Here is a 20,417-nt window from a genome sequence, read left to right on the forward strand (position 1 = left end):
ACAAGTCCTCCTTTCGCCGTTAAAACGGCAGGTCGCGGTTGTTCATAATTGTAGTGAATACCTTTTTCCAGGCCCCCACCAGCACTCCGCTGATAAATGCCGGGTCGTAGTTCTCAATGGGCGTGTCCTCGGGGTAGTACCCCTTCTGGCTGACTGCAAGGCGGATTTCCTGCTCCTCCACCTGGTTCTGTATCATCAGGTCGGTAAGGGCCTTTGGCAGATTGGGATTGACGTTAATAGTCAGCTGCTCTTGGGGAGCCAGGACGGGCTCAGCTGCCGCCGGGGCCGCTTTTGGGCTTTCCGCAGGGGGAGCAGCTTCCTCCACCGGCGGTGCAGCCGGAACAGCAGGCTCAGGCGTACCTGACGCAGCCCCGCCGCCTATGTAGATATAAGGGGCAATAGCACTGTAATCAAACTCCACCTCCTCAGGCAATCCCCAGCGGTTCTTGGCGTCCCAGCAGGGATGGTGGGCTGTGTACATGGTCCGCCGCCCGCCCTGGGCCTTGACGGTCTTCTTGTCCTCCCCGGAGCGCACTGTCAGGATTTTGTAGTTGGCAAAGAGAAGAGCGTCCGACCATTCCTTCACCAGCGGGGCCACATTCTTGCTCATCTTCATCTCCCAGCGGTCATAGGCCCCGGTCTCCTCAGGCTGCTCGAATTTGCGCATTTTGGCGTGGGCGGTGCCCAACACGTTTATGCCCCGGTCTATAATCTCGTCCAGCAGGTTCAGAAGCTTGCCGAACTCTTCGGCAACATAGACATACCCTTTACCATACCCGAAATCCTCGACGCCTTTCTTCTGTGCTGTGTCACAGACGTGCTGTGTGCAAAGGGCCTCGGCCCAGTCCATGGTGTCTATGATAAGGGTCTTGCACACGCTAGGGGTGTCCCGGATATATCTCGCATCTTCCAGCAGCATAGTCCAGCTTGAGGGCTTCGGGAGCCGTGCCACGTCCATATGTCGGGTGCTGCCCTCGGTGTCAATAAACACAGGCTCCGGGAATTTACTGGCAAAGGTGCTCTTGCCGATACCCTCCGGGCCGTAGAGGACCACCTTCTGAGCCCCTGACTGTATGCCTCTCGTTATCTGCATTTAGAACTCCCCCTCCTTCCAGGCGGCTTTAGTCTCAGCCGGCTTTTCCTCTCCGGCTATGTAGCCGTCCTCGATGATGATGGAGCACTCCCCGCCGGTGCTGACCCTGGTGGCGATTGCCTGCAGGCCCTCGCTCTCCAGCCATGCCCCGAACTCCCGCAGGGTGGCAATATCCATCTGCTCCAGCTTGTCCAGAAGCACAAACCCACAGTTAGGATTGAGCTTGCGCACTATAGCCGTGCTGACCTTCAGCTGGTCGCTGCCGCTCATGCTGTCCCAGCGCTTGCCGTTGTAGGTCAGCGCCCCTTCCTCCACCGAGAGCCCGGGCAGGGGAAGCGGGGCGCGGTTCAGCAGGTCGGCCTTTTCCTGCCGGGTCTTATTGAGCTCGGCGGTGAGAGCAGCGTACCGCTGGCCGTAGTCATTGGCGTCCATCTCGGCCTTTTCCTTGTCCAGATTGGCCCGGACTTTCACGTTAATGGCCTCGATGTCCGCAATATTTCTCTCCAACTCAGCGGTAGACTGGTCCTGCAAATCCTGGGCAGAGCGGGTGGCTGTATCGCAATCAGAGCAGAGGGTCTTATATCGCTCTTCCAGAAGTGCCAGCTCTTTGCCCATGCGGTCCCGTTCTGCTTCCAGCTGGGCGGCCTGCTGCCGCTTGCGCTGGTTCTCTCCATTCTGGGCAAGAATGGCCTGCTGCTGGCTCAAAAGCTCACTGATGGAAACCGGCTCCTTGGGCGCGTCAGGATAGTAGGTCATCTCTTTGGCGAACTTCATCTTCTGGTCGGCTATCTGCCCAATGGCCCGGCGGCGGTTATATGTATCGCTCTCATGGCGCTCCAGCTCCATGAGCTTGTCCCCCACACCAATAATCTGCAGGAGGGTGTCCCCCTTTTCCTTGTCGCTGGCCTGCATGAACCGGGGCAGGTCCAGGGCCAGCTGGGACACAAACTCGTTGAGAAGCTGCTGGCCCCCTTTATGGCCCGCTGGGTCAGTTACTTTAAGTTCGCTGTTCTTGCCCTTGCGCTCTACCACCAGGCCGTTGCTCATTACGATATGCAGCCGGGGCGGGATGTTGGAGCCGTCCCGGGTGGCGGCACTGGGCCGGTAGCGGTCGCCTCCCAGAGCCCAGGCGATGGAGTCCAGCACCGAGGTCTTGCCCTGGTTGTTGTTCCCGCCGATGATGGTCAGGCCGCTTGCGCTGGGCTTGATTTTTACCGCGCGGATGCGCTTGACGTTTTCTATTTCTAGTTGGTTTATTTTCAGCATGATACAGTCTCCTTTTTGTATTCCAGCAGGTTCAGCGCCTGGTTGATAAGCTCGGGCAGCTTGTAGGGACTCGCGGCGAAAATCAGAATCAGCCAGTGGGGAGCCGTCTTTCTCCGTTCGGAGGCGGCTTGGGTGAAAGGAATAATTTTTGTGTTATTCACGCTGTTAATTTCCTCCTTGTGTTTCCCGGAGGAATGTGATACACTAGATATAGCCCTCCGGGGTTGTGTTGGGCCTCTATACGCGGTGCTTGGTCGGCGGTTGCGAATAGGGCCTTCACTTTTTCCATTGTATCGGTTCATCTTTCCTTGTGATGATATAGTCCATCTCGTCTCCGTATACCGTGCTCGACCGCCAGATACTCTGGAACTGTACCCGGCGCCGCTTCCTGGCATTCCGGGCGTCGTATGCAGCGCAGCACCTTTCGGCGAGATACCAGGCGAAGAAACCGAGCGTTGCTATACGCAGGCCCATAATAAGCGCCAATAACAGGTCCACCTTTTACTCCCTCCCCTCTGAGCGGTACCTTTGGCCCTTCAGCTCTGCCATAAGTTCCGCAAGCTTTGGTATATCGTCCTCACAGGCCCCCTCCAGCCAGAGCACCCACCAGGCGGCCTCTGCAGGGGTGAGCTTGTACTTTTTTCGGATACACCCGGCCCTGTGGGCCAGGTCTTTATACGTCCGTCCCATTTGTCCCCTCCTAACGGTAGAGCGTCACCGGCTCAATCGCGGCCTTGCGCCGCTCAAAATCCTCCTTAGGTATGAGCCATTTTGAGCTCCTGTCCACTATCTTTTTCAGCTTGGTGTCCCATATCAGGGTGGTCTCCACGAAGGTCTCCCCGTCCTGGCCCACGCCGCAGCTGGTCCATTTCTCCAGTGCCATATGTATACTCTCCTTTCTATATCAGTCTATGCTTTAGGGGTTGTACAGCGTGCGCCGAGTTGGGGAACAGTTTCCATCGCCCCGAGCGATAATTGCTCAAATGGATCTTTCTTCACAAAGTTTGCTATTGTTACAACACCGAACTGCTTACACGTTATCTCGACCTGCCAGGAAATGCTTTCGGACGGTTGCCTGTTTTCCTTCATCGTAAGCCGCAGTTCCCTTAACAGTGAAGCCACTTCACCGGCAGATGTCGCTTTTGCCGGGTAGAATGCAGGCGGCTGGTGCAAACTCTCAAACCGGTTCTACATGTCCTCGAATGCTGTGACATAGGCGACAGTAAAGAGGACACCTTTCTCTCCGGTGAGCTTATTGGCAATCATGTCGCAGCCCTTTTTAGTGATGAGATAGCAAGGCTGCTCTTTGTTTTGGGCACTTACATAGGTGCTTGGGATGAAGAAGTCGGACGGTCCAAATTTGGGCTCTCCTGACTTTTCCATGATTTCAATGTAACCCGCAATATTGCGGAGTAGGTGTTTGTGCTGCTTTCCTACCATCTCCGCAACCTCGCGGCTGTCTATGGCCTGTTGGCCGTTAATGTTTTTGACCGTCATTTCGTTCGCTCCTTCCAATAGTTGATATACGTAAGGCTACTGGCTGCTTTAACAAAAAATGTTGGCATGTGTCGAAAGGGCCCCTGTTCTTCATTCTAGGATAGACACAGTGCCCACAATATAGCTCGTCTCCGTCCCGGGTATAGTGCTGACGAAAGTGCTCGCAGTTATAGCAGCACTCTGTCTGCGGTTCGATATTAATTTTGAAATACATTTTGTTCCTCCTTGCCTTTTTGTTCTTACCGTGGTATTCTTTTAGTGAACTGTCCTATTCGTGTACCTTTATGTTCTTTAGCTAAACAGTTCTTCCACTGTCCGCCCAAGCGCTTTAGCTATCCGAATGGCCGTTTTCACTCCAGGTTCTCTCATATCGTATTCATATCTCTGATATGCTATTTCTGATATACCTGTTTCTTTAGCTACCTGCGCTTGTGTTTTTCCTGCCGCTTTTCGAGCGCTTTTTAGCAATTCGTTCACAGCACCTTCTCTTTCTAGTTTAACTACCAGTTGGTAGTGTATTCATGATAACACCACCAAACGGATATGTCAAGCTTTTTTATAATTGGCAAGGAGGAAATTTTATGACTTTTGCAGAACGACTCAAAAAACTACGTTTAGCTAGAGATTTAACGCAAAAAGACGTGTATGAGGCCGTTGGTATGTCTGCCATAGGTTACCAGCGATATGAATATGGGCAAAGGGAGCCCGCTTATCAACAGTTAATCGCTCTTGCCGACTTCTTCGATGTTCCCACAGACTATCTTCTGGGCCGCGGCGTGTTCGCCAACTGGGACGAGCTCATGGATGAAAAGAGCCGCTTGTTGATTATCGCGTCCATTGAATCTCATTTCCCTGAATTGAAGAAACTCAACCTGTCTCATGCTGACGAGCGCAAGCTCATGAAGGTTTTGCCCTCTTTCATTGCTTTGATTGAGTTTTCCGATGATATGAAAGAGAGTTCTATTACCTATAAAATTTAGTTCAGCTTGCTTTCTATTTCTGATCAGTAGCTGCTCAGACCGAGTTTGCCGGAATGCACGAAGCACTTGGCTCCATTGATATGCGCTCCAACATCTTCACTGACCTTAATACTAATAACGAGGTGAACCATCGCCCTGCCGCCCAGCAATGGGCGGTGTGTACTCCGTAAATTCAGCGAACATCTACTACCAGCTGCTTTCTTGTGGTGCAACACGAGAGAGCAGTTTTGTTATGAGCTGTTTTTCGTGTGAACCCTATGACCCTGCCCATTATTCGCGTGTTGCGCGACATATTGGGCAAAAAATATATTGTTTAGCTCTTCTGCACTAAGGTCAAGAAGCGAGGCAATCTTATCAGCTTCCTCAATGGTAAAGGCACCGCCTCCACCATTGAGGCGCCTGTATAGAGTACTTGGAGTAATCCCTACTGCGGTCGCAACAGAATCTATATTCATCCGGCGCTCTACAATTTTGCCTCGCAGCTTGTCTGTATTAACCATCCTTCCACCTCCTTTTTTCGCGTTTTGTGCGACACCCATATATTACCATACATATCTGGGCTTGTCAACCCTATTTTCGCAAAATTTGCGAAAATTTTTATTTTTTCTCCCTTTGCTATTGCAAATTTGCGAAACCTGTGTTATTATTGCATTACCTCACAGGAAAGGGAGTGGAATGCCTTGAAGATAGGTGACCGCATAAGGCGGAGAAGGGAAGACCTTCACATTTCAGTAGATGAAGTTGCAAAAAGACTTGGAAAACATCGTGCAACTATATACCGCTATGAAAGTGATGAAATACGCACTTTGCCAACAAATGTTCTTGAGCCTCTGGCGGCTGTTCTGGAGACTACCCCTGCCGCTCTTATGGGCTGGGAGCCTTTCGAGGAGAGCATGCCTGAAAATGTTATCCCCCTCCCTAAAACCTATACCATCCCTCTTGTAGGCACCATAGCCTGCGGGCAGCCCATCACAGCTATCCAGGAAGATACCGAGGTGGTGGAGGTGCCGGAGTATATTCACGCTGATTTTGCCCTGCGGTGTAAAGGTGACAGCATGATAAATGCCAGGATTTTTGATGGTGATATGGTATATATCCGGCAGCAGGAGCAGGTTGAAAATGGTGAAATCGCCGCTGTCCTTATTGAAGACGAGGCCACGTTAAAGAAAGTATTCCTTTTTCATGACAGGATTGTTTTAGAGCCTGCAAACCCTCTTTTTGAGCCCCTTATTTATAGGCAGGAAGAGATGAATAGCGTGCGGATATTGGGTAAGGCAGTGGCTTTTACCAGCGCTATACGATAGAGAATAAATGAGGGCTTTTATATGAAGTGCACGAGATGTGGCGGGAATATTCCGTCAGGGGAGGGTACCGGGGGTTTGCAATAAGAGCTATTTTGAGGGAAATAGTGAGAGAAAACGCTTGACATAGTGCGGCACATATGCTATAATATAAACATCCAAAGGAAGGGAGCGCCTACTATGACAGAGAAAGAGCGGCAAGATACAAAGCTGGCTACGCTCTATGAGCTAAGACTACTTTTTACGAATGGAGAAAAGCAAGAATACTCCATCAAGGAAATCGTAGAACTGCTGGACAAAATTGCAATGGCAAAAGACCAAAAATAGCCAGGAGGGGGCGGAAAAACCGCCCCTTACTCTGCGTATAGAATCACTGGAGTTGATGAAATGTCAGAAAAAAAAGAAACGCCTCAGGAAAGATACCATAAGGCGCATACTGTCAATGTTAATATCCGGCTGATGAAAAATACAGAGCAGGACATCATTGAAAAACTCGCCAGCGTACCCAACAAGGCCGGATACATTAAAAGCCTGATTCGGGCTGATATGGGAAAATGAAAAAGCCGCTTTCAATGCGAGCGTTCGTTGGCAGTGAAGGCTCGCATTGAAAGTGGCAAGCAATGAGACCGGGTACGGCACACCGTCACCTAAGCAATGATTTTTTCCCAGTCAGCCGGAAAACCTATGCGCTTCAGTTCAATAAGGTCTCTGTATTTTTCTATTGTCGCACACAAGCCGGGGGCAAATGAATTTGTCCAGCCGATACTGTCAGAATATAGCAGCTTTAATACTACAATATAGTCGAAAAGCCTGTTCCCCAGCTGTATACCAAAGCCTTTAGGCGTTCTGGGGACACCGGGAAGCTTCGCGTCATATAGTCTGGAATAGTGGGCGCAGAAGTTTCTCAATATCGTCAGGTTTTTCAGCCAGCTTTTCATATGTTTATCAGAGGGCACAGCGAAAGCTTTGGCAATACCTTTTTGGTCCGCCCTTTTCATATCGGCATAAAAAAGCGAGAGCTCTCCCATGCTGAAAAGTTCGATAATCACCCAAATCGGAAATTTCCCGGAATACTTTTCGTTGTGGTGCTGTACAAACGGTTGCTGTTTGTTGTGCTCCTTTTCTCTTTCAATATGTTCCAGGAAATTCTCGTGATTATGCCTTTCGGAAAAGTTTGCCTTGTCCAAATACCCCAGGGCGCCGTATCTGTGCCCGAAAAAGTAGGCGATTTGAGAGCGTAGAGCCAATTCGATTTCCTCGATGACCGGAAAAAGGAGCTTTCTCATATCGTGGTCAAACTGATATATTCCAACCACCTGAGAAAAATTTGTGCCGCTTATGTACTTGTCCTCTTGAGTTTTGAATGGCAAAAAATATGCAGTCAGCCTGTAATAGTTCACTCTCTTCAAAAATTCCAGCGCGGACTGCTCGTCGTCAATGATACACCCACGCTTCGCAATTTTCTCTAACTGCTGGCACAATATATTGTATCACAACCTAACCTTTTGCGTTTTCTAAGACCACACCTCCCCCCAGCGGCGGCGCACTGAGGGGACCATCCTCCAGCCGGAACGGCGCGCATAATCTGCGTAACCGCTCACAATTCTTATTACTATGGGAGTAGTGGGCTTTTTTATGCCCTCTTCCACGAAAGGATGAATCGAAATGGAAAACCCCCGGAAGATTTGCGCTGCCTACATCCGGGTCAGCACCCACGACCAGGAGGAGTACAGCCCGGACAGTCAGCTAAGGCTTATACGCGACTATGCAAAAAGCAACGGCTATGTCCTGCCTGAGGAGTACATATTCAAGGACGACGGCATAAGCGGGCGGACTGCACAGAAGCGCCCGGGCTTCATGTCCATGATAGCCGCAGCGAAGGAGAAGCCCAGGCCCTTTGAAACAATCCTAGTCTGGAAGTTCAGCCGGTTTGCCCGGAATCAGGAGGAGAGCGTGGTATATAAATCCCTTCTGAAGAAGGAAAACGGCATTGATGTAATCAGCATATCCGAGCCCTTAATGGAGGGGCCCTTCGGCGGACTTATCGAGCGCATTATCGAGTGGTTTGACGCCTTCTACAGTGCAAACCTTGGGGCCGAGGTCCGGCGCGGCATGACCGAGCGGGCCAGCCGCGGGCTCCCGGTGAGCGTTGCGCCGCTGGGATATACATACCAGAACAAAGCCTTTGTGGTTATCCCCCGGGAGGCCGACACCGTTCGGGCTATATACCGGGACTTCCTGGGCGGCATCACCATGATAAGCATAGCAAAGAAGCTGAATATGCAGGGCGTCAGAACAAAGCGCGGCGGACCCTGGGAAAACCGTACCGTGCGGTATATCCTGACAAACCCGGTCTATACCGGCAAGGTGCGCTGGTGCAGGGACGGCGTGAACGACTACCACGGCTCCGCTCTGCTGGACGGCACAATGATAGTGGAGGGTGAGCACGAGGCCATCATCTCCCAGGAGGAGTTCGATGCCGTCCAGCGGCGCATTGAGGACTACCAGCGCCGTTATAAGGGCTCCGCCCCAAAGGCTCAGCGCCAGGAGGTCTCACGTATGCTCCAGGGCATAGTTAAGTGCAGCGCCTGCGGCGGCACCCTTAGCTTTACCGGGGCCGGGATGAACTGCGTCCAGTATGTCCACGGAAAATGCAGGGTGTCCCATTATATCACAGTCAAAAAGCTTGAGGAGCTGGTACTCTGCTCCATAGAGGAGCAGCTGGATAGCCTAAAGCTGAATATCATCTCCCGCCAGAGCCCCGACCGGGAGGCCGAGCGCCAGCGCCTTGAGCAGCTGCTCCGCCGGGAGGAGAGCGTCCTGCAGCGGTACAGGGAATCCTATGCCGCGGGGGTAGACACCCTGGAGGAGTACCGGGCCAATAAAGCCGCCAGCGAAGCCCGCACCCTGGAGCTGCAGAAGTCCTTGGCCGGATTGCAGAAGCCTGCAAAAGCCGACCCCGCTGCCTTTGCCAAAAAGCACCGCAACGCAATCCAGGCGCTGAAAAACGCTCAGCTGACGGCCCAGGAGAAAAACGCCCTGCTGCGGGGCTTTGTGGACCATGTGGTGTTTTTCAAGGACACTAAGCGGGTTGAGGTGGTGTATTATGTGTAGGCGTGAAATAAAGGAGAGACAGGCGTTTACCCATCTCCCCTTTTGCTTCTTCTATCCGCTACACGCAGCTTTTCTCTGTCTCTTTAAGCCCTGAAAGTCTCCCTGCATTAAACAGAAGTGCGTAGAATCGTACTAACCGCCTCCACTCGCGTGCCCTCGGAGTCCACATATTGTGGTGCTTTGCAAAGTTTACAAGGAAGTCGTATAAATCCGTTCCCGGCCCAGGAGGCTCGGTGTCGCTGGCCTCCTGAACAGAAACGTGAACAACCTGGGAGCTGATAGGGAACCGCTCGTTTTTGTCAATCCAGATTTGCATGGCCATATCCAAATCGCGTGGGTCGCAGTTGGTGATGCCGTGGTAGTCGATGTTGACAGCAAAATAATTTAGCATTTCTTCACCTCCGCTTTGGCAGCACGGTAGCCCTTGGCCTGACCATAATTAAAAGCAAGTTTAATGCTGTCATAAGGCTTCTCACGAGCCATATTAATTAGGTCCCACATCTCGGCTACTTGCAGGCTATACCTGATGTTTGAAAAGCCGGTTTTCTTGGTGTACTTCTTCATCTGTTCAATTTTCGCAACTTGGCTACTCATTTCTTATATTCCTCCTTGATTTCCACCAAAGAGGGTGCTATAATAGATTTGGCACCATTTGGTGTGTGGTTTTTAAGGCGTTGCCCGGTGATTGGTAGTCGGAGGGCAATGCCTTATTTCTTTATGTCTGGCTTTAACCGTTTAATCCCTCGGCGTATCGCTTCCATCTGGCTGATTTTTTCTTGTTGAGAATACTGCTCTAATATGGCCTTGCTTTCCTCATCAACACGAACAGTCAGTTTATACGGTTTAGGGTTATCGGTAGGCCTCCCCATTTTGGGGGTCATCTCATCACCTCACTTTTGACAGTCATAATTATAAACTATTGGCAGTCAAAAGTCAACCCTTTTTCCAGAAATCATTTGAAAAGATTAAAAAAGGATTGACAACACGTGCGATACGTGTTATAATATTCTTGTAGGGAGGGGGAAATATGAAAGATAAAGACCTGCTAAAGATTTTGAAGAAAGATGGTTGGGAAGTCGTTAGAATACACGGTAGCCATCATGTTCTTCAAAAAGGGGACAATATCACGGTAGTTCCTATACACGGCAAGGATGTCCCCACTGGCCTGCTGAATAAAATTTTGAAGGATGCGGGGCTAAAATAAGCCCCCTCCTTTTAGGAGGTATGTCTCATGATGTTCGTCTATCCCGCAATTTTCCACCAGGAGGAGGACGCTTATTGGGTGGAATTTCCAGACCTGCCCGGCTGCCAGAGCTTTGGCGGTACCCTGAACGAGACAATGGAAGGGGCACAAGAGGCATTGGCGGCCTATGCGCTCACCTTGTTAGAGCAAGGTAAAAACCTTGCTGCCCCTTCTGATATATCTGCCATAGACCCAGCAGGCGGGTTCACCTCTTTGGTAGCCTGCTCCGTTGACCCGTACAAAGACACCCGTGCTGTAAAGAAGACCCTGACCATCCCCGCGTGGCTAAATGACCGAGCTGTGGCGATGGGAGTAAATTTCTCACAGGTTTTACAAGACGCATTGCTCTCAAAAATATAGGTATCTATGCTGAAATTAAACTTCTTTTCCTTCATTATCACATCTTGACATATCTTGGGCCCCACGGCGAAATAGGCGCGTCACTGCGATACCTGAGCCAGAGGTACGCCATGCCCTACCCGGAGCTTAGCGCTATATTGACGGATATAGGTACCGAAGAACTAGCCCACCTTGAAATGGTCGGCACTATCGTCTACCAGCTGACTCGCTGCCTTACCCCCGAGCAGATTGAGGAGGCGGGTTTTTCCGACTATTTCGTGGACCACACCACAGGCGTATATCCCCAGGCTGCCTCCGGCGTGCCGTTCTCCGCGGCAACCTTTGCCGTCACCGGCGACCCCATAGCCGATTTGAACGAGGACCTTGCAGCAGAGCAGAAGGCGCGGCTCAGCTACGACAACATCCTGCGCTTTGCCGACGACCCGGATGTGGCCGAGCCCATCAAGTTCCTGCGGGAGCGGGAAGTCGTGCACTATCAGCGCTTCGGCGAAGCAAACCATACTGATTTAAGCAGATTTTATCCCCTGTGGGCGGCTCACAGGGGATATTTGTCTCCTTTTTTATTCGGATATTCAGCCGCAGACCTGTCCCTCTTCATAGCACACCCGGATATAATCCCGAGGCTGGTAATAAAAATCACTATTGTAGTTGGAGATCGCAGTATTTATCCATGAGGTGTATACCTCCACCAAACGGTCAATGATGTGCTCCTCGTCATCGCCGGAAATGTCCTCAATCAACCGCTCGTAGACCTCGCCAATCGTCCAGTAGTCGGGTACGTCATACCGACAGGATGCTACGTTATCGAAAGCGCCTTTCGGAATATTCAAGTTCGTAATGAAGTCATCCGCTATTTTTTCAATCGGCTCACAGTGAAAAACGTCTGCGTAACGGTAGATACGCCTGATGGTTTTCTCTCCCATAACGCGAACCAGCTCGGAGCGATTCAATTTTTGCTGCCTACCGATATATTCAATCAGGCTACAAGTATAGAATAATGCGCTGTTATTCTTCATCCCGGACTTCACTTCCCTTCACAAACGACAGCGTAGTTAAGGCTCTGTCCGTATGGAAACTGATCTGATGGGTTGGCCTTTTGAACTTTGCAAGCTCCCAAAAGGCTTCTCTGCTGATTTTTCCGTCCGCAAAGTTCTGGACATAGTTGAAAATAGTGTCATTAGCCATAGGGCCTTCTACGATGTCATAGTCATGAGGATGTCCCAAACGGCAGGACACGATGAAATCCAGCCATTCCTCCGTCATTTCCGTGAACCGTTTTACTCTCAAACTATCGTCAGGCATATAGAGATACTCACTTAAATAGCCGACGCCATCAAACCGAACAGCCCACCGGGTAGCTTGTTCTCGAATTAATGTGCAGTAAAAGCCAAAGTAAAAGTCTTTATTGTACTTCTGAAGCCGTATCTCTGGCGATTTGACCAATACTTTGCTGCCATGGTAGAGAATCATGCCCATTCCTCCTTGTTAGATTCTTTAAGCCTATTATACTTCCTCAATAGCTGAAAATCAACTCAACAGCCGACTATCTGCAAAAAATAACCGCCAGAGCATCAAAGCCCTGACGGTCTGCTATATGTTCCAAAGCACCTTCGTGCTGCCATCCTCGCTGATAACAATTTTATGTATCATAATCATAGCGACAGCCTTTTTGCGCTTGTAGTCGGCAGTCCTCCATGACTTCGCCAGATTGACAACAACATTGGTTTCATCATCACGGCTTTTCAAGTCCTCTATCCGCTCATACAGAGCCAGCCGGTCCCTCTTGAGCTGGGTAGCCTTTTGATTTGCCAGCGCCAGAAGGTCATCGTTGAATCCACCCGCCAGCATAGTGTCCAAAAGCTGTTTCTCCGACTTCTCAATAGCCTTGATTTTCAGCTTCAGCTCGTTGACCTCTGCCGTGTCTCCCTTTCGGGTGGTGCGGTTCATCTCCTTCAGATCTGCCAGCTTCGCGGAGATGCACTCATAAACCATATTCTCCAAATCCTCGGCGTAGATCGTCACCTTCGGCCCTGTACAGGTTTTCTTGTGGGATCTTCCGGTGCAGTTGAAATACCGCCGTATCTCGCCACTCTTGTTGATCTTCCCCTTAATGGTGGTCATGGTGTGGCCGCACTTCTCACAGACCACCTTCCCTGCCAGCCAGCTGGTAGGGTTGCTGACGCTGTTCCCAATCTGACGGTTCTTCTCCAGCTTCCGCTGGCATCTGAGCCAGATGTCAGAATCAACAATACCGGGGTGGGTTAAGAGCACCAGCTTCATATCCGACCAATCTGGGCTGCTGGGGTCATGCTTAGTGTGACCGTAGAGCTGCGCCCCATTCTCCCCGGTGAACATGGACACGTCTGTGACCATCTGAACGCCGTGGCGGTCATAGTAGTCGTATACATCGGAATCGGCCTTGACGTAGATAGGGTTCTTTAGCAATGTGGACAGCTTCGCCGTCGTCCAACTGCTGCCATTCAGGGGCTGCTTCCCCTCGGCTACCAGAATATCCAGGAGCCGCCGCAGGGACACGCTCTCCTGAGCGTAGACCTCAAAGATATAGCGTACCTCCTCTACCTCAGCGGGGATTGGATTCAGCTTTTTAGTCTTGACGTTATGGATGACTGTCGGAACCAGCTCGAAGCCATAGGGCTGGCGGCCGCCCATATAGAACCCCATTTCACTGCGGTGGGCATATGCCTGGGTGACACGGTTGATAATGGATGTCCGCTCAAACTCGGCGAACACCATCAGGAGCTTGACGATCATTTCACCATAAGGCGAGGATGTGTCAAAAGACTCCTGAGAGGACACGAACTCAACCTTGTGCTCCTTGAACTCCTGCAAAATGTTCACAAAATCCGATAAAGAACGGCTGATACGGTCCAGCTTGTAGACAATGACCTTTTTGACCTTCCCCTGCCGCACCAGCTTCATCATCTTCTGGAAGCCGTCCCGATTGACATTGCCGCCGGAGAAGCCGTTGTCCACAAAGGTTATGATCTTTTCGTCCCGCTCATCGGGCTTAATAACAGACCTGCAATACTCAAGCTGGGTTTCGCAGCTAATGCTGTTCTCCCGCTCCACCGACTTACGGGCATACAGAATGATCGCCATTTGACACACCCCCTTTCCTCATGGTAAAATGTATGTACTCCCTATGCGGGAATACGCTTTTCCGTTCTTGTCAAAGCCAGAAACAGCTCTTCTTTAAGCCGCTCCCGATTGGCTGGGTCCTCTTCATGGACAGTAAAATGCTCTACACGGTGTTTCCGGTCTTTGATGTCCGTGTACTCATCTTTTAGATTAGCCATTGCAATACCTCCTAGATGGCCCCACACAGGGCCAATGTCGATCTCATCCATTACGATAATATGCGTGAAGCCGCGGCATATTTCGTGGATGAATAGTAAAAACCAAGAGCACATCCGCGCCCTTGGTTTTTACTATTATATTCGAATCACGCTATAATATTTCCTTCACCATCTCCCCCGCCCATTCCTCCTCCGGGTTATTCGTTCCCAATTCCCCACGGAACGCGCGGGCTAAAATCGCCTTTTTCATGTTGTCGATCTGGGAGAGGACAGCTTCGGCGGCTTCTTTGGCTTGCTGCTCTTTTTTCAGAATCTTATCCAAGGCAACGACAACTTCTTCTTGTTCTTCAACAGATGGAATGGGAAGCTCTATCTTTTGCAGTTTTTTTGCATTTACACCCGGCTGTGCAATGCCTGCACTAAACTCTGTAATTTGCTGCCAATAACTTGGTGATTGCATAAAGTAATATAAATATCTTGCCATTAGCCCTGCCTGTTTCATCGTCAGCCGAATCAAGTATGAGGCAAAAACCGCTTTTACGTCATCCGCAATCAGATAGCTTTTCCCTGTAGTTGCGCCTGTGCGTGCTATCACGATGTCGCCCTGCTTCATCGAGTATTTCTCAAAATCGTCCTTTGAAATCGCACAATATGGAACCTTGTCCCAATTAACAACGCCATCTTGTATATCGGTGATACGCAAAAACTTTGGGCCAACTGGTTCTTGTGTGGCGCTCTCCGTATATCCATACTGCGAATTCGTATATTTGCCAAATGTGGATGTACGCCATTTGTCTGCGCCACGCTTGTTTCTCCACCGCTCCGTCAGCTCCCCCGTAAATGCCTTATGAAGAATTGCAGACTTCCGCAGCTCAAAACCGTCCACCACTGCTTGGGCCTTTTCCTTCGCCTCATCCAGCTTGGCGAACAGGCTTTCAAGGCGGGAGACAATACGGTGCTGTTCTGAAAAGGGGGGGAGCGGAAACGGAATTGCTTCCAAATCACTCTTTCGTATTGCTGGAACAGTTGTAGCATTCGTGTATGTGTATAAGTCAAGCCCAAGGGTCCAATAAAACGCATAGTGCCAAAAACATTCCTTAGCTTGAAAGGCCATAAGATTATTATCAATGCAACACGGTACAGCATTGATGCTCCTGCGGTTTAAGCGAATAGCCTCGCCAATCTTTGCAAAAATAATTGATTGACTTGGTATCAATGCAGCTTTTAATTTTGCTCTAATTTCTTCGTTAATAGTATTGCTATTATCATATAAAATCCCATTTACATCGGAATATTTCAAACTTCCAACTTTGTAAAAAGGAATTTGATATTCAGCAAAACCTTGATATTCATTTTTGAAAGTACTTCCGGCAGTAAACTCGCCGATATTGCCCCAATAAATCCAGCACCAATTCTCAGGAATCGGATACGGCTGCTCCTCTGCTGGCACAAGGGCTTGTTGCAGCTTTTCCTCTGGCGACAGTTCTTTTGCCGCCTTTTTCCCTCTTGCCATCAGTCCACCTCCGACAGGGCCTTCAGCTCATTCACCACGCTCTGCAAGAGGTCCACCGCTTCTTCCAGCTGCGCAATGGCTTCCTCGCCGCTCTCAATCGGGTCGGGCAAATCGTCATAGTCAACCATGGAATCATCCCGAATCAGCCCCAAATCCAGGCTGTTGCCCTTCTGGGCGATCTGCTCCCGGGTGAACACGCTCCACCGCTCATCCTGCACAGCCCGACGGTCTGCGGCCTCAAACGCCGCCTCAAAGTCCGCGAAATGCTCCGTTTTCAGCGGATTTGTCTTGCCGAAAGAGGGCATATTGGTACGTAGGTCATAGAACCAGACCTCCTGGGTATTGCCCTTGTCCGTCCTTCCCCGGGTGAAAAACAGCACGTTGGTCTTGACCCCCTGGGCGTAGAAAATGCCGGTGGGCAGACGCAGAACCGTGTGCAGATTGCACTTGTCCATCAGGTCAATTCGGATTTTCTCACCCTCGCCGTCGGCAAAGAGGACGTTATCCGGCAGCACCACAGCGGCGCGGGCCTTTCCGTCCGCGTTCAGACTGCGGTAAATATGCTGCAAAAAGTTCAGCTGCTTGTTGCTGGTGGTGTAGGTGAAGTCGTCGCGGGTGGCGCGTTCGCCGCCCTTCTTCGTTCCAAAGGGAGGATTGGTGAGGACCACGTCATAGCCCCGCATACTTTTACCGAGATTGGACAGGGTATCGCCCAGCGTGATGGTCCCCTCCATGTTGTGCAGCATGGCGTTCATCAGAGCCAGACGGTGGGTATCATGTACCAGCTCCATGCCAGTAAAGGCCTCCGTGCGCTCAAAGGCGGCGGTGTCTGCGTCCAGGTCAAAGAAGTCATCGGTCTGGTCCGCAACATACCGATGGGCGGCGATCATAAAGCCGAACGTGCCGCAAGCGGGGTCGTTGCAGCGTTCCTTCGGCTGAGGCTTCACCAGACGGGTCATGACATCAATCAGCACCCGGGGCGTGAAATACTGTCCCGCTCCCGACTTCTTCTCGTTGGCGTTCTTCTCCAAAAGGCCCTCGTACAGATTGCCAAGCCCCTCTTCCCGGGCAGAAAACCAGTCCAGCCCGTCAATGGTGGTGATAATCTTTTCCAGGTTCTTCGGTTCGTCAATGTTGGTGGCCGCGCCCTGATAGATTTCCCGCACACGGCCTGTACAGCTCTCGCCCAGGTGGTTCAGCAGCTCCTTATAGAATTTCTTCAATTCAATGCCGCTTTTGGCGGTGAGGCTGTCCCAGTGATAAGCCTCCGGGATCTGGCTCTCTGCCCCCGTCTCCTTCGCCATTTTCAAAAACAGGATATAGGTCAGCTCCGTCACATACTGGTGATAGGTGATGCCGTCGTCACGGAGAACATTACAGAGGTTCCAGAGCTTGGAGACAATTTCCTGTGTCGTCATGCGATTTTCCCTCCATCATCGTACAGATACTCGTTCAGCTCCAGGATAATGCTTTCCAGTTTATTTCCAAACACTTTGTTGATCTTCGCAAAGCCGCCTTGTGCCTTGAAGCGCCCATCCTCGTCAAATACGGTCACATTCAGCACAGATTCTTCCATCAGGTATTTTTCCATTCTGGTAATCCAGTTAAGCTCCTGCTTGGAGAAGGTATGCGCCTTTTTCAGCTTGTCCACCGCGCGTCTGATTCTGGCCTCATGGGAAATCAGGGTGGAGCCGATAGCGTACCGGCGAATCAGGCTGATAATATCGGCGGCGATTTCCTCGTTGGTCATCTGGGAAACAGCCGTATTCAGCTGCTGGGTGGTAAAGCCCTCCCTGTCCAGCGTCAGGCGTAGGGAGCGCAGCCCCTCGCGGGTCAGCTCCTTCGGCCTTGTGCAGACGATGTTCAAGGCGGCGATCTCATTCAGATTGCTCTTGACATAGTTTGCGAATGCGTCCAGATAATCCTCGGGCTTGCTGCCGCTGCCGTAGCCTCTGGTATGCTCCAAAAGCTCATCCTCGTGGTCGGAGATCACCACAGAGCGGCGGCCATCCGGCTTGAACTGCGCCAGCATTTTGAATAGCTCCGTATTGGCAAGCAGACGGTTTTTGGCGTCCTCCGGCCTGCGCTGCTGAATGTCGTCAATGAACTGGGTGGGGTCTTGTCCCCCGGTCATGCTGATAAAATGTTCCATGGTTTCAGCATCCATGCGCCGTTTTTTCCGTTGCAGCTTTGCAAGGATTTGATCGATCTGATTTTGCACCTGGCGTTCATCCTCCAGAACCTCCAGGCCATCCAAAAGCTGCTCAAATGTTGCGCTGGGGTTGGCAACGACGGGCTTCATGGTGTTGACCGCTTCCAGAGAATCATAAACGCCAACGGGGTCGTAGATTTCAAAATGGGTCTTGTGGATATCAGGACAGCGGCGGGTGGCACGGCCCATCATCTGCTCAAACAGGATACGGGATTTCACACGGCGCATAAATACCAATGTTGTGATTGCGGGAACATCGATTCCCGTCGTCAGCAAATCCACTGTTACGACAACGCTGGGAAAGCGTTCGTTCTTGAAGCGCTTGATGGCGTCCTTTACCTTTTTCTTGTTGCCGCCGCCTACAGAGCCGGTGATTTTCATAATGGCGTCATTGTCCACGCCCTTTTCCGTATAAATCTCCTTCAGAATTTTTACGATTAAATCAGCATGGTCATCATTGACGGCAAAAATCAAGGTTTTCCCCTGAACATCCGGACTATCCGGGTCAATATCACGGGCGATTTCAGCCAAAACCGTCCGATTAAACGGCTCTGTTATGACCTGGCAGTTGAAGGCATCCACATCAAAATCCAATTCATCTTCCAACAGCTCAGAATTGGTGACCTCACCCGTCACAGGGTCATACCGTACAACGGTATCGCCCCTCTTGTAATGAATGCCCTCCGCGCTTAATTTGGTGGATATCCTATGGGGAGCGTCATGGTCAACCAGATACCCCTCGATCACCGCCTCCCGGTATGTATACTTGAATACAGGCTGTCCGAAAATCTTGGTGGTCTGTAGGGCTGGCGTTGCGGTCAGCGCAATTTTCACAGCGTCAAAATACTCTACAACGCAGCGGTATTTGCTCTGATAATCGATCTGATCCCGGTAAAGGACTTCATCCTCGCCCATTTCCTTATCCAGGATATAGCCTCGGTGCGCTTCGTCGATGATAACCAAATCATAGTCAGAAACAGCGGGCATGGTATCCTCGTCATTGTACAGGATTCGCTTGACCATGCTCTGAACCGTGGCAATCTGGATACGAGTCTCACGGTCTATATCCTTATCCTCTAAACCCTTGATATTGTATATATCATCAAGGGTCATTAAGTCCTCCAGCTTGACCTCCTGGAATACGTCAGAGGCCTGTTCACCTAAAGCGGTTCTGTCCACCAGGAAAAGGATTCTGCGGAACCGTCCCGTTTTCAGGAAACGGTAGATCATACCCAGGATGGTTCTGGTCTTGCCCGTTCCTGTCGCCATGGCAAGCAGGACATTACGTTGGCCGTTGATAATTGCTTCCTCGGCGGCCTTTATCGCTCTGACCTGATATTCATAGAGACTCAGGCCGTCCTTGTCACGCAGCAGGTCATAGGGCATCTCCTGCAAGTCCTGATTCCTTGCGGAAATATCCTTGTCAAGCAGCTCTATAATCCCCTCCGGGCTCATCCAGCCCCGCAGAGCTTTTGGCGCATTATCGGGCTGCCTCAAATCCAAAAACCATATACCGCTTTTGGTGTCGTACTGCTCTAAATACGGCCTTCCGTTGGTGGCAAAGGTGAGCGGCACTTTATAGCTTCCCCATGTTCCAATCTGATAGGCTTTATCAGCACTGCGGATATTTCGGGAGTAATCTTTGCACTGATAGTCGATGACAGATGGAATATCCTTATGGCTCGCCTTCGCTTCGACCGTTGCGACCAACTGCATACCAACGAATAGAGCATAATCCACATAGCCCCGATTGCCAACCGTAGAATCAGTAGGCCATTCAGCAATAGCGATATTGCGCCCCTTGGCAGGACGTGTTCCCTTGGAATAGCGCAGCTGCTCTGTATCGGCCTCCCAGCCAACCTTGCGCAGCTGCTCGTCGATTAGATAGCGTGTTTCCGCCTCGGATTTGACTCGCTGGCTTGCGGCTTTGGCGGACTGCTTCTTTCGGACTTCCTTTTCCATGGTGGGAGCCGCCGCCGCTGCCCTTTCCGCCTCTTCGATCAGCTGTGTCTCCTGAGCCTGTTCGCTCTGCTGATTGACACTGACGGGTTCCAGTGTTTCAGATGGCATGACAAACGGTTGATTTTGATAATTCCAGTCCCCATAGGTCTGCATAAACCATTCGCATAGACTGTACGCCATTTGAAGCAATGTCTTTCCGTCTTCTACAGAAGCGTAGTTTTCATGTGTAGCCTTATTGCGGCTGATGCGCAGGGCATGAAGGACCTCCTTTAAGTCGCGGGTAATCATACCCTCGCGGAAGAGGCTGTTGATTCTGACTGCGGCTGTGTTATCCTGGGGCAGAGGGATTCTATCATAGGTGAAACACAAATTAACAATCGTTTCGCCGATCATTCCCAATTTCATCAGGCAGGAGTTAGAATCGCTATATAAATATTTTTCTGCCAGTTCACCGAAATTTGCCAGCACGGGGAAATGACTGTTCAAAAACGCAAAGTTTGATTTCATAGTACCGTCTCCTTGCTGGTATTTTGTAAAAATGAAGTTGCATTTTCAGATT

Annotated in this window: 25 protein-coding genes and 1 pseudogene; 8 read left to right on the top strand and 18 right to left on the bottom strand. The window is 50.7% G+C overall.

The window, feature by feature from the left end; genetic code table 11:
- Window positions 1-19 precede the first annotated feature (19 nt).
- From D5270_RS10680 to D5270_RS10715, 8 genes are all read right to left on the bottom strand, one after another.
- Window positions 20-1,093 carry an ATP-binding protein gene (locus D5270_RS10680; protein ID WP_166544094.1) on the bottom strand — a complete coding sequence of 358 codons (1,074 nt, stop codon included), beginning with the start codon at window positions 1,091-1,093 and terminating at the stop codon, window positions 20-22.
- On the bottom strand, window positions 1,094-2,362 hold the full coding sequence (locus D5270_RS10685) for an AAA family ATPase (protein WP_166544203.1): 1,269 nt from the start codon (window positions 2,360-2,362) through the stop codon (window positions 1,094-1,096).
- Window positions 2,353-2,520 (bottom strand): hypothetical protein, encoded by a 168-nt coding sequence (locus D5270_RS10690; RefSeq protein WP_166544095.1) that lies wholly within the window; start codon window positions 2,518-2,520, stop codon window positions 2,353-2,355. The genes D5270_RS10685 and D5270_RS10690 overlap by 10 nt, the downstream gene beginning before the upstream one ends.
- A 115-nt stretch (window positions 2,521-2,635) precedes the next feature.
- Complete coding sequence (locus tag D5270_RS10695; RefSeq protein WP_166544096.1) at window positions 2,636-2,857, bottom strand: hypothetical protein; 222 nt, start codon at window positions 2,855-2,857, stop codon at window positions 2,636-2,638.
- Window positions 2,858-2,860: 3 nt separating this feature from the next.
- Entirely contained in the window at window positions 2,861-3,049 is a 189-nt protein-coding gene (locus D5270_RS10700; protein WP_166544097.1) for a hypothetical protein, read from the bottom strand.
- A gap of 10 nt (window positions 3,050-3,059) precedes the next feature.
- Window positions 3,060-3,242 carry a hypothetical protein gene (locus D5270_RS10705; RefSeq protein WP_166544098.1) on the bottom strand — a complete coding sequence of 61 codons (183 nt, stop codon included), beginning with the start codon at window positions 3,240-3,242 and terminating at the stop codon, window positions 3,060-3,062.
- Between the two features lie 305 nt (window positions 3,243-3,547).
- Window positions 3,548-3,856 carry a Rha family transcriptional regulator gene (locus D5270_RS10710; protein ID WP_166544099.1) on the bottom strand — a complete coding sequence of 103 codons (309 nt, stop codon included), beginning with the start codon at window positions 3,854-3,856 and terminating at the stop codon, window positions 3,548-3,550.
- A 291-nt stretch (window positions 3,857-4,147) separates the two neighbouring features.
- Window positions 4,148-4,333, bottom strand: coding sequence for a helix-turn-helix transcriptional regulator (locus tag D5270_RS10715; protein ID WP_166544100.1), 186 nt, complete (start codon window positions 4,331-4,333; stop codon window positions 4,148-4,150).
- Window positions 4,334-4,437: 104 nt separating this feature from the next.
- Here D5270_RS10715 and D5270_RS10720 point away from each other — a divergent pair, with 104 nt between their 5' ends.
- Entirely contained in the window at window positions 4,438-4,836 is a 399-nt protein-coding gene (locus D5270_RS10720) for a helix-turn-helix domain-containing protein (RefSeq protein ID WP_166544101.1), read from the top strand.
- 230 nt (window positions 4,837-5,066) lie between these two features.
- On the opposite strand, the gene D5270_RS10725 is transcribed toward D5270_RS10720, so the two are convergent.
- Complete coding sequence (locus D5270_RS10725; RefSeq protein WP_166544102.1) at window positions 5,067-5,336, bottom strand: helix-turn-helix domain-containing protein; 270 nt, start codon at window positions 5,334-5,336, stop codon at window positions 5,067-5,069.
- A gap of 24 nt (window positions 5,337-5,360) precedes the next feature.
- On the opposite strand from D5270_RS10725, the gene D5270_RS10730 reads away from it, so the two are divergent.
- The 3 genes from D5270_RS10730 to D5270_RS10740 all read left to right on the top strand — a co-directional run bounded on the left by D5270_RS10730 (window position 5,361) and on the right by D5270_RS10740 (window position 6,695).
- Window positions 5,361-6,140, top strand: coding sequence for a LexA family protein (locus tag D5270_RS10730; RefSeq protein WP_207709360.1), 780 nt, complete (start codon window positions 5,361-5,363; stop codon window positions 6,138-6,140).
- Between the two features lie 177 nt (window positions 6,141-6,317).
- The gene (locus D5270_RS10735) at window positions 6,318-6,464 is read left to right on the top strand and encodes a hypothetical protein (protein ID WP_166544104.1); all 147 of its coding nucleotides are present in this window, start codon (window positions 6,318-6,320) and stop codon (window positions 6,462-6,464) included.
- Window positions 6,465-6,524: 60 nt separating this feature from the next.
- Window positions 6,525-6,695, top strand: a complete 171-nt coding sequence (locus D5270_RS10740) for a hypothetical protein (protein ID WP_166544105.1) — start codon at window positions 6,525-6,527, stop codon at window positions 6,693-6,695.
- Window positions 6,696-6,784: 89 nt separating this feature from the next.
- Here the strand turns inward: D5270_RS10740 and D5270_RS10745 are convergent, their stop codons facing one another.
- Complete coding sequence (locus tag D5270_RS10745) at window positions 6,785-7,546, bottom strand: Abi family protein (protein WP_207709361.1); 762 nt, start codon at window positions 7,544-7,546, stop codon at window positions 6,785-6,787.
- Between the two features lie 256 nt (window positions 7,547-7,802).
- Between D5270_RS10745 and D5270_RS10750 the strand changes: the two genes are divergently transcribed.
- Window positions 7,803-9,251, top strand: a complete 1,449-nt coding sequence (locus D5270_RS10750; protein ID WP_166544107.1) for a recombinase family protein — start codon at window positions 7,803-7,805, stop codon at window positions 9,249-9,251.
- 58 nt (window positions 9,252-9,309) lie between these two features.
- On the opposite strand, the gene D5270_RS10755 is transcribed toward D5270_RS10750, so the two are convergent.
- Both D5270_RS10755 and D5270_RS10760 read right to left on the bottom strand, forming a co-directional pair.
- Complete coding sequence (locus tag D5270_RS10755; protein WP_166544108.1) at window positions 9,310-9,642, bottom strand: hypothetical protein; 333 nt, start codon at window positions 9,640-9,642, stop codon at window positions 9,310-9,312.
- Entirely contained in the window at window positions 9,636-9,845 is a 210-nt protein-coding gene (locus D5270_RS10760; RefSeq protein WP_166544109.1) for a hypothetical protein, read from the bottom strand. The genes D5270_RS10755 and D5270_RS10760 overlap by 7 nt, the downstream gene beginning before the upstream one ends.
- 433 nt (window positions 9,846-10,278) lie before the next feature.
- On the opposite strand from D5270_RS10760, the gene D5270_RS10765 reads away from it, so the two are divergent.
- From D5270_RS10765 to D5270_RS10775, 3 genes and pseudogenes are all read left to right on the top strand, one after another.
- Window positions 10,279-10,455: a type II toxin-antitoxin system HicA family toxin gene (locus D5270_RS10765; protein ID WP_166544110.1), complete on the top strand. Its 177-nt coding sequence runs from the start codon at window positions 10,279-10,281 to the stop codon at window positions 10,453-10,455.
- A gap of 27 nt (window positions 10,456-10,482) precedes the next feature.
- A complete protein-coding gene (locus D5270_RS10770; protein WP_166544111.1) occupies window positions 10,483-10,854 on the top strand; it encodes a type II toxin-antitoxin system HicB family antitoxin in 372 nt (123 codons plus the stop codon).
- A pseudogene (locus tag D5270_RS10775) lies at window positions 10,851-11,348 on the top strand (manganese catalase family protein); the annotation flags it as partial. The gene D5270_RS10770 and the pseudogene D5270_RS10775, both read left to right, overlap by 4 nt.
- Before the next feature lie 511 nt (window positions 11,349-11,859).
- On the opposite strand, the gene D5270_RS10785 reads toward D5270_RS10775, so the two are convergent.
- From D5270_RS10785 to hsdR, 6 genes are all read right to left on the bottom strand, one after another.
- Window positions 11,860-12,330 (bottom strand): DUF3990 domain-containing protein, encoded by a 471-nt coding sequence (locus D5270_RS10785; RefSeq protein ID WP_442858601.1) that lies wholly within the window; start codon window positions 12,328-12,330, stop codon window positions 11,860-11,862.
- A gap of 114 nt (window positions 12,331-12,444) precedes the next feature.
- Window positions 12,445-13,974: a recombinase family protein gene (locus tag D5270_RS10790; protein WP_166544113.1), complete on the bottom strand. Its 1,530-nt coding sequence runs from the start codon at window positions 13,972-13,974 to the stop codon at window positions 12,445-12,447.
- Window positions 13,975-14,015: 41 nt separating this feature from the next.
- A complete protein-coding gene (locus tag D5270_RS10795) occupies window positions 14,016-14,171 on the bottom strand; it encodes a hypothetical protein (RefSeq protein WP_166544114.1) in 156 nt (51 codons plus the stop codon).
- Window positions 14,172-14,322: 151 nt separating this feature from the next.
- A complete protein-coding gene (locus D5270_RS10800; protein WP_166544115.1) occupies window positions 14,323-15,684 on the bottom strand; it encodes a restriction endonuclease subunit S in 1,362 nt (453 codons plus the stop codon).
- The gene (locus D5270_RS10805) at window positions 15,684-17,102 is read right to left on the bottom strand and encodes a class I SAM-dependent DNA methyltransferase (RefSeq protein ID WP_166544116.1); all 1,419 of its coding nucleotides are present in this window, start codon (window positions 17,100-17,102) and stop codon (window positions 15,684-15,686) included. The genes D5270_RS10800 and D5270_RS10805 overlap by 1 nt, the downstream gene beginning before the upstream one ends.
- Window positions 17,099-20,365, bottom strand: coding sequence for a type I restriction-modification system endonuclease (hsdR, locus tag D5270_RS10810; protein ID WP_166544117.1), 3,267 nt, complete (start codon window positions 20,363-20,365; stop codon window positions 17,099-17,101). Before hsdR ends, D5270_RS10805 begins: the two co-directional genes overlap by 4 nt.
- Window positions 20,366-20,417: the final 52 nt, after the last annotated feature.

Origin of the sequence: Acutalibacter sp. 1XD8-36, assembly GCF_009917525.1 — a bacterium.
Lineage (GTDB): Bacteria > Bacillota > Clostridia > Oscillospirales > Acutalibacteraceae > Acutalibacter.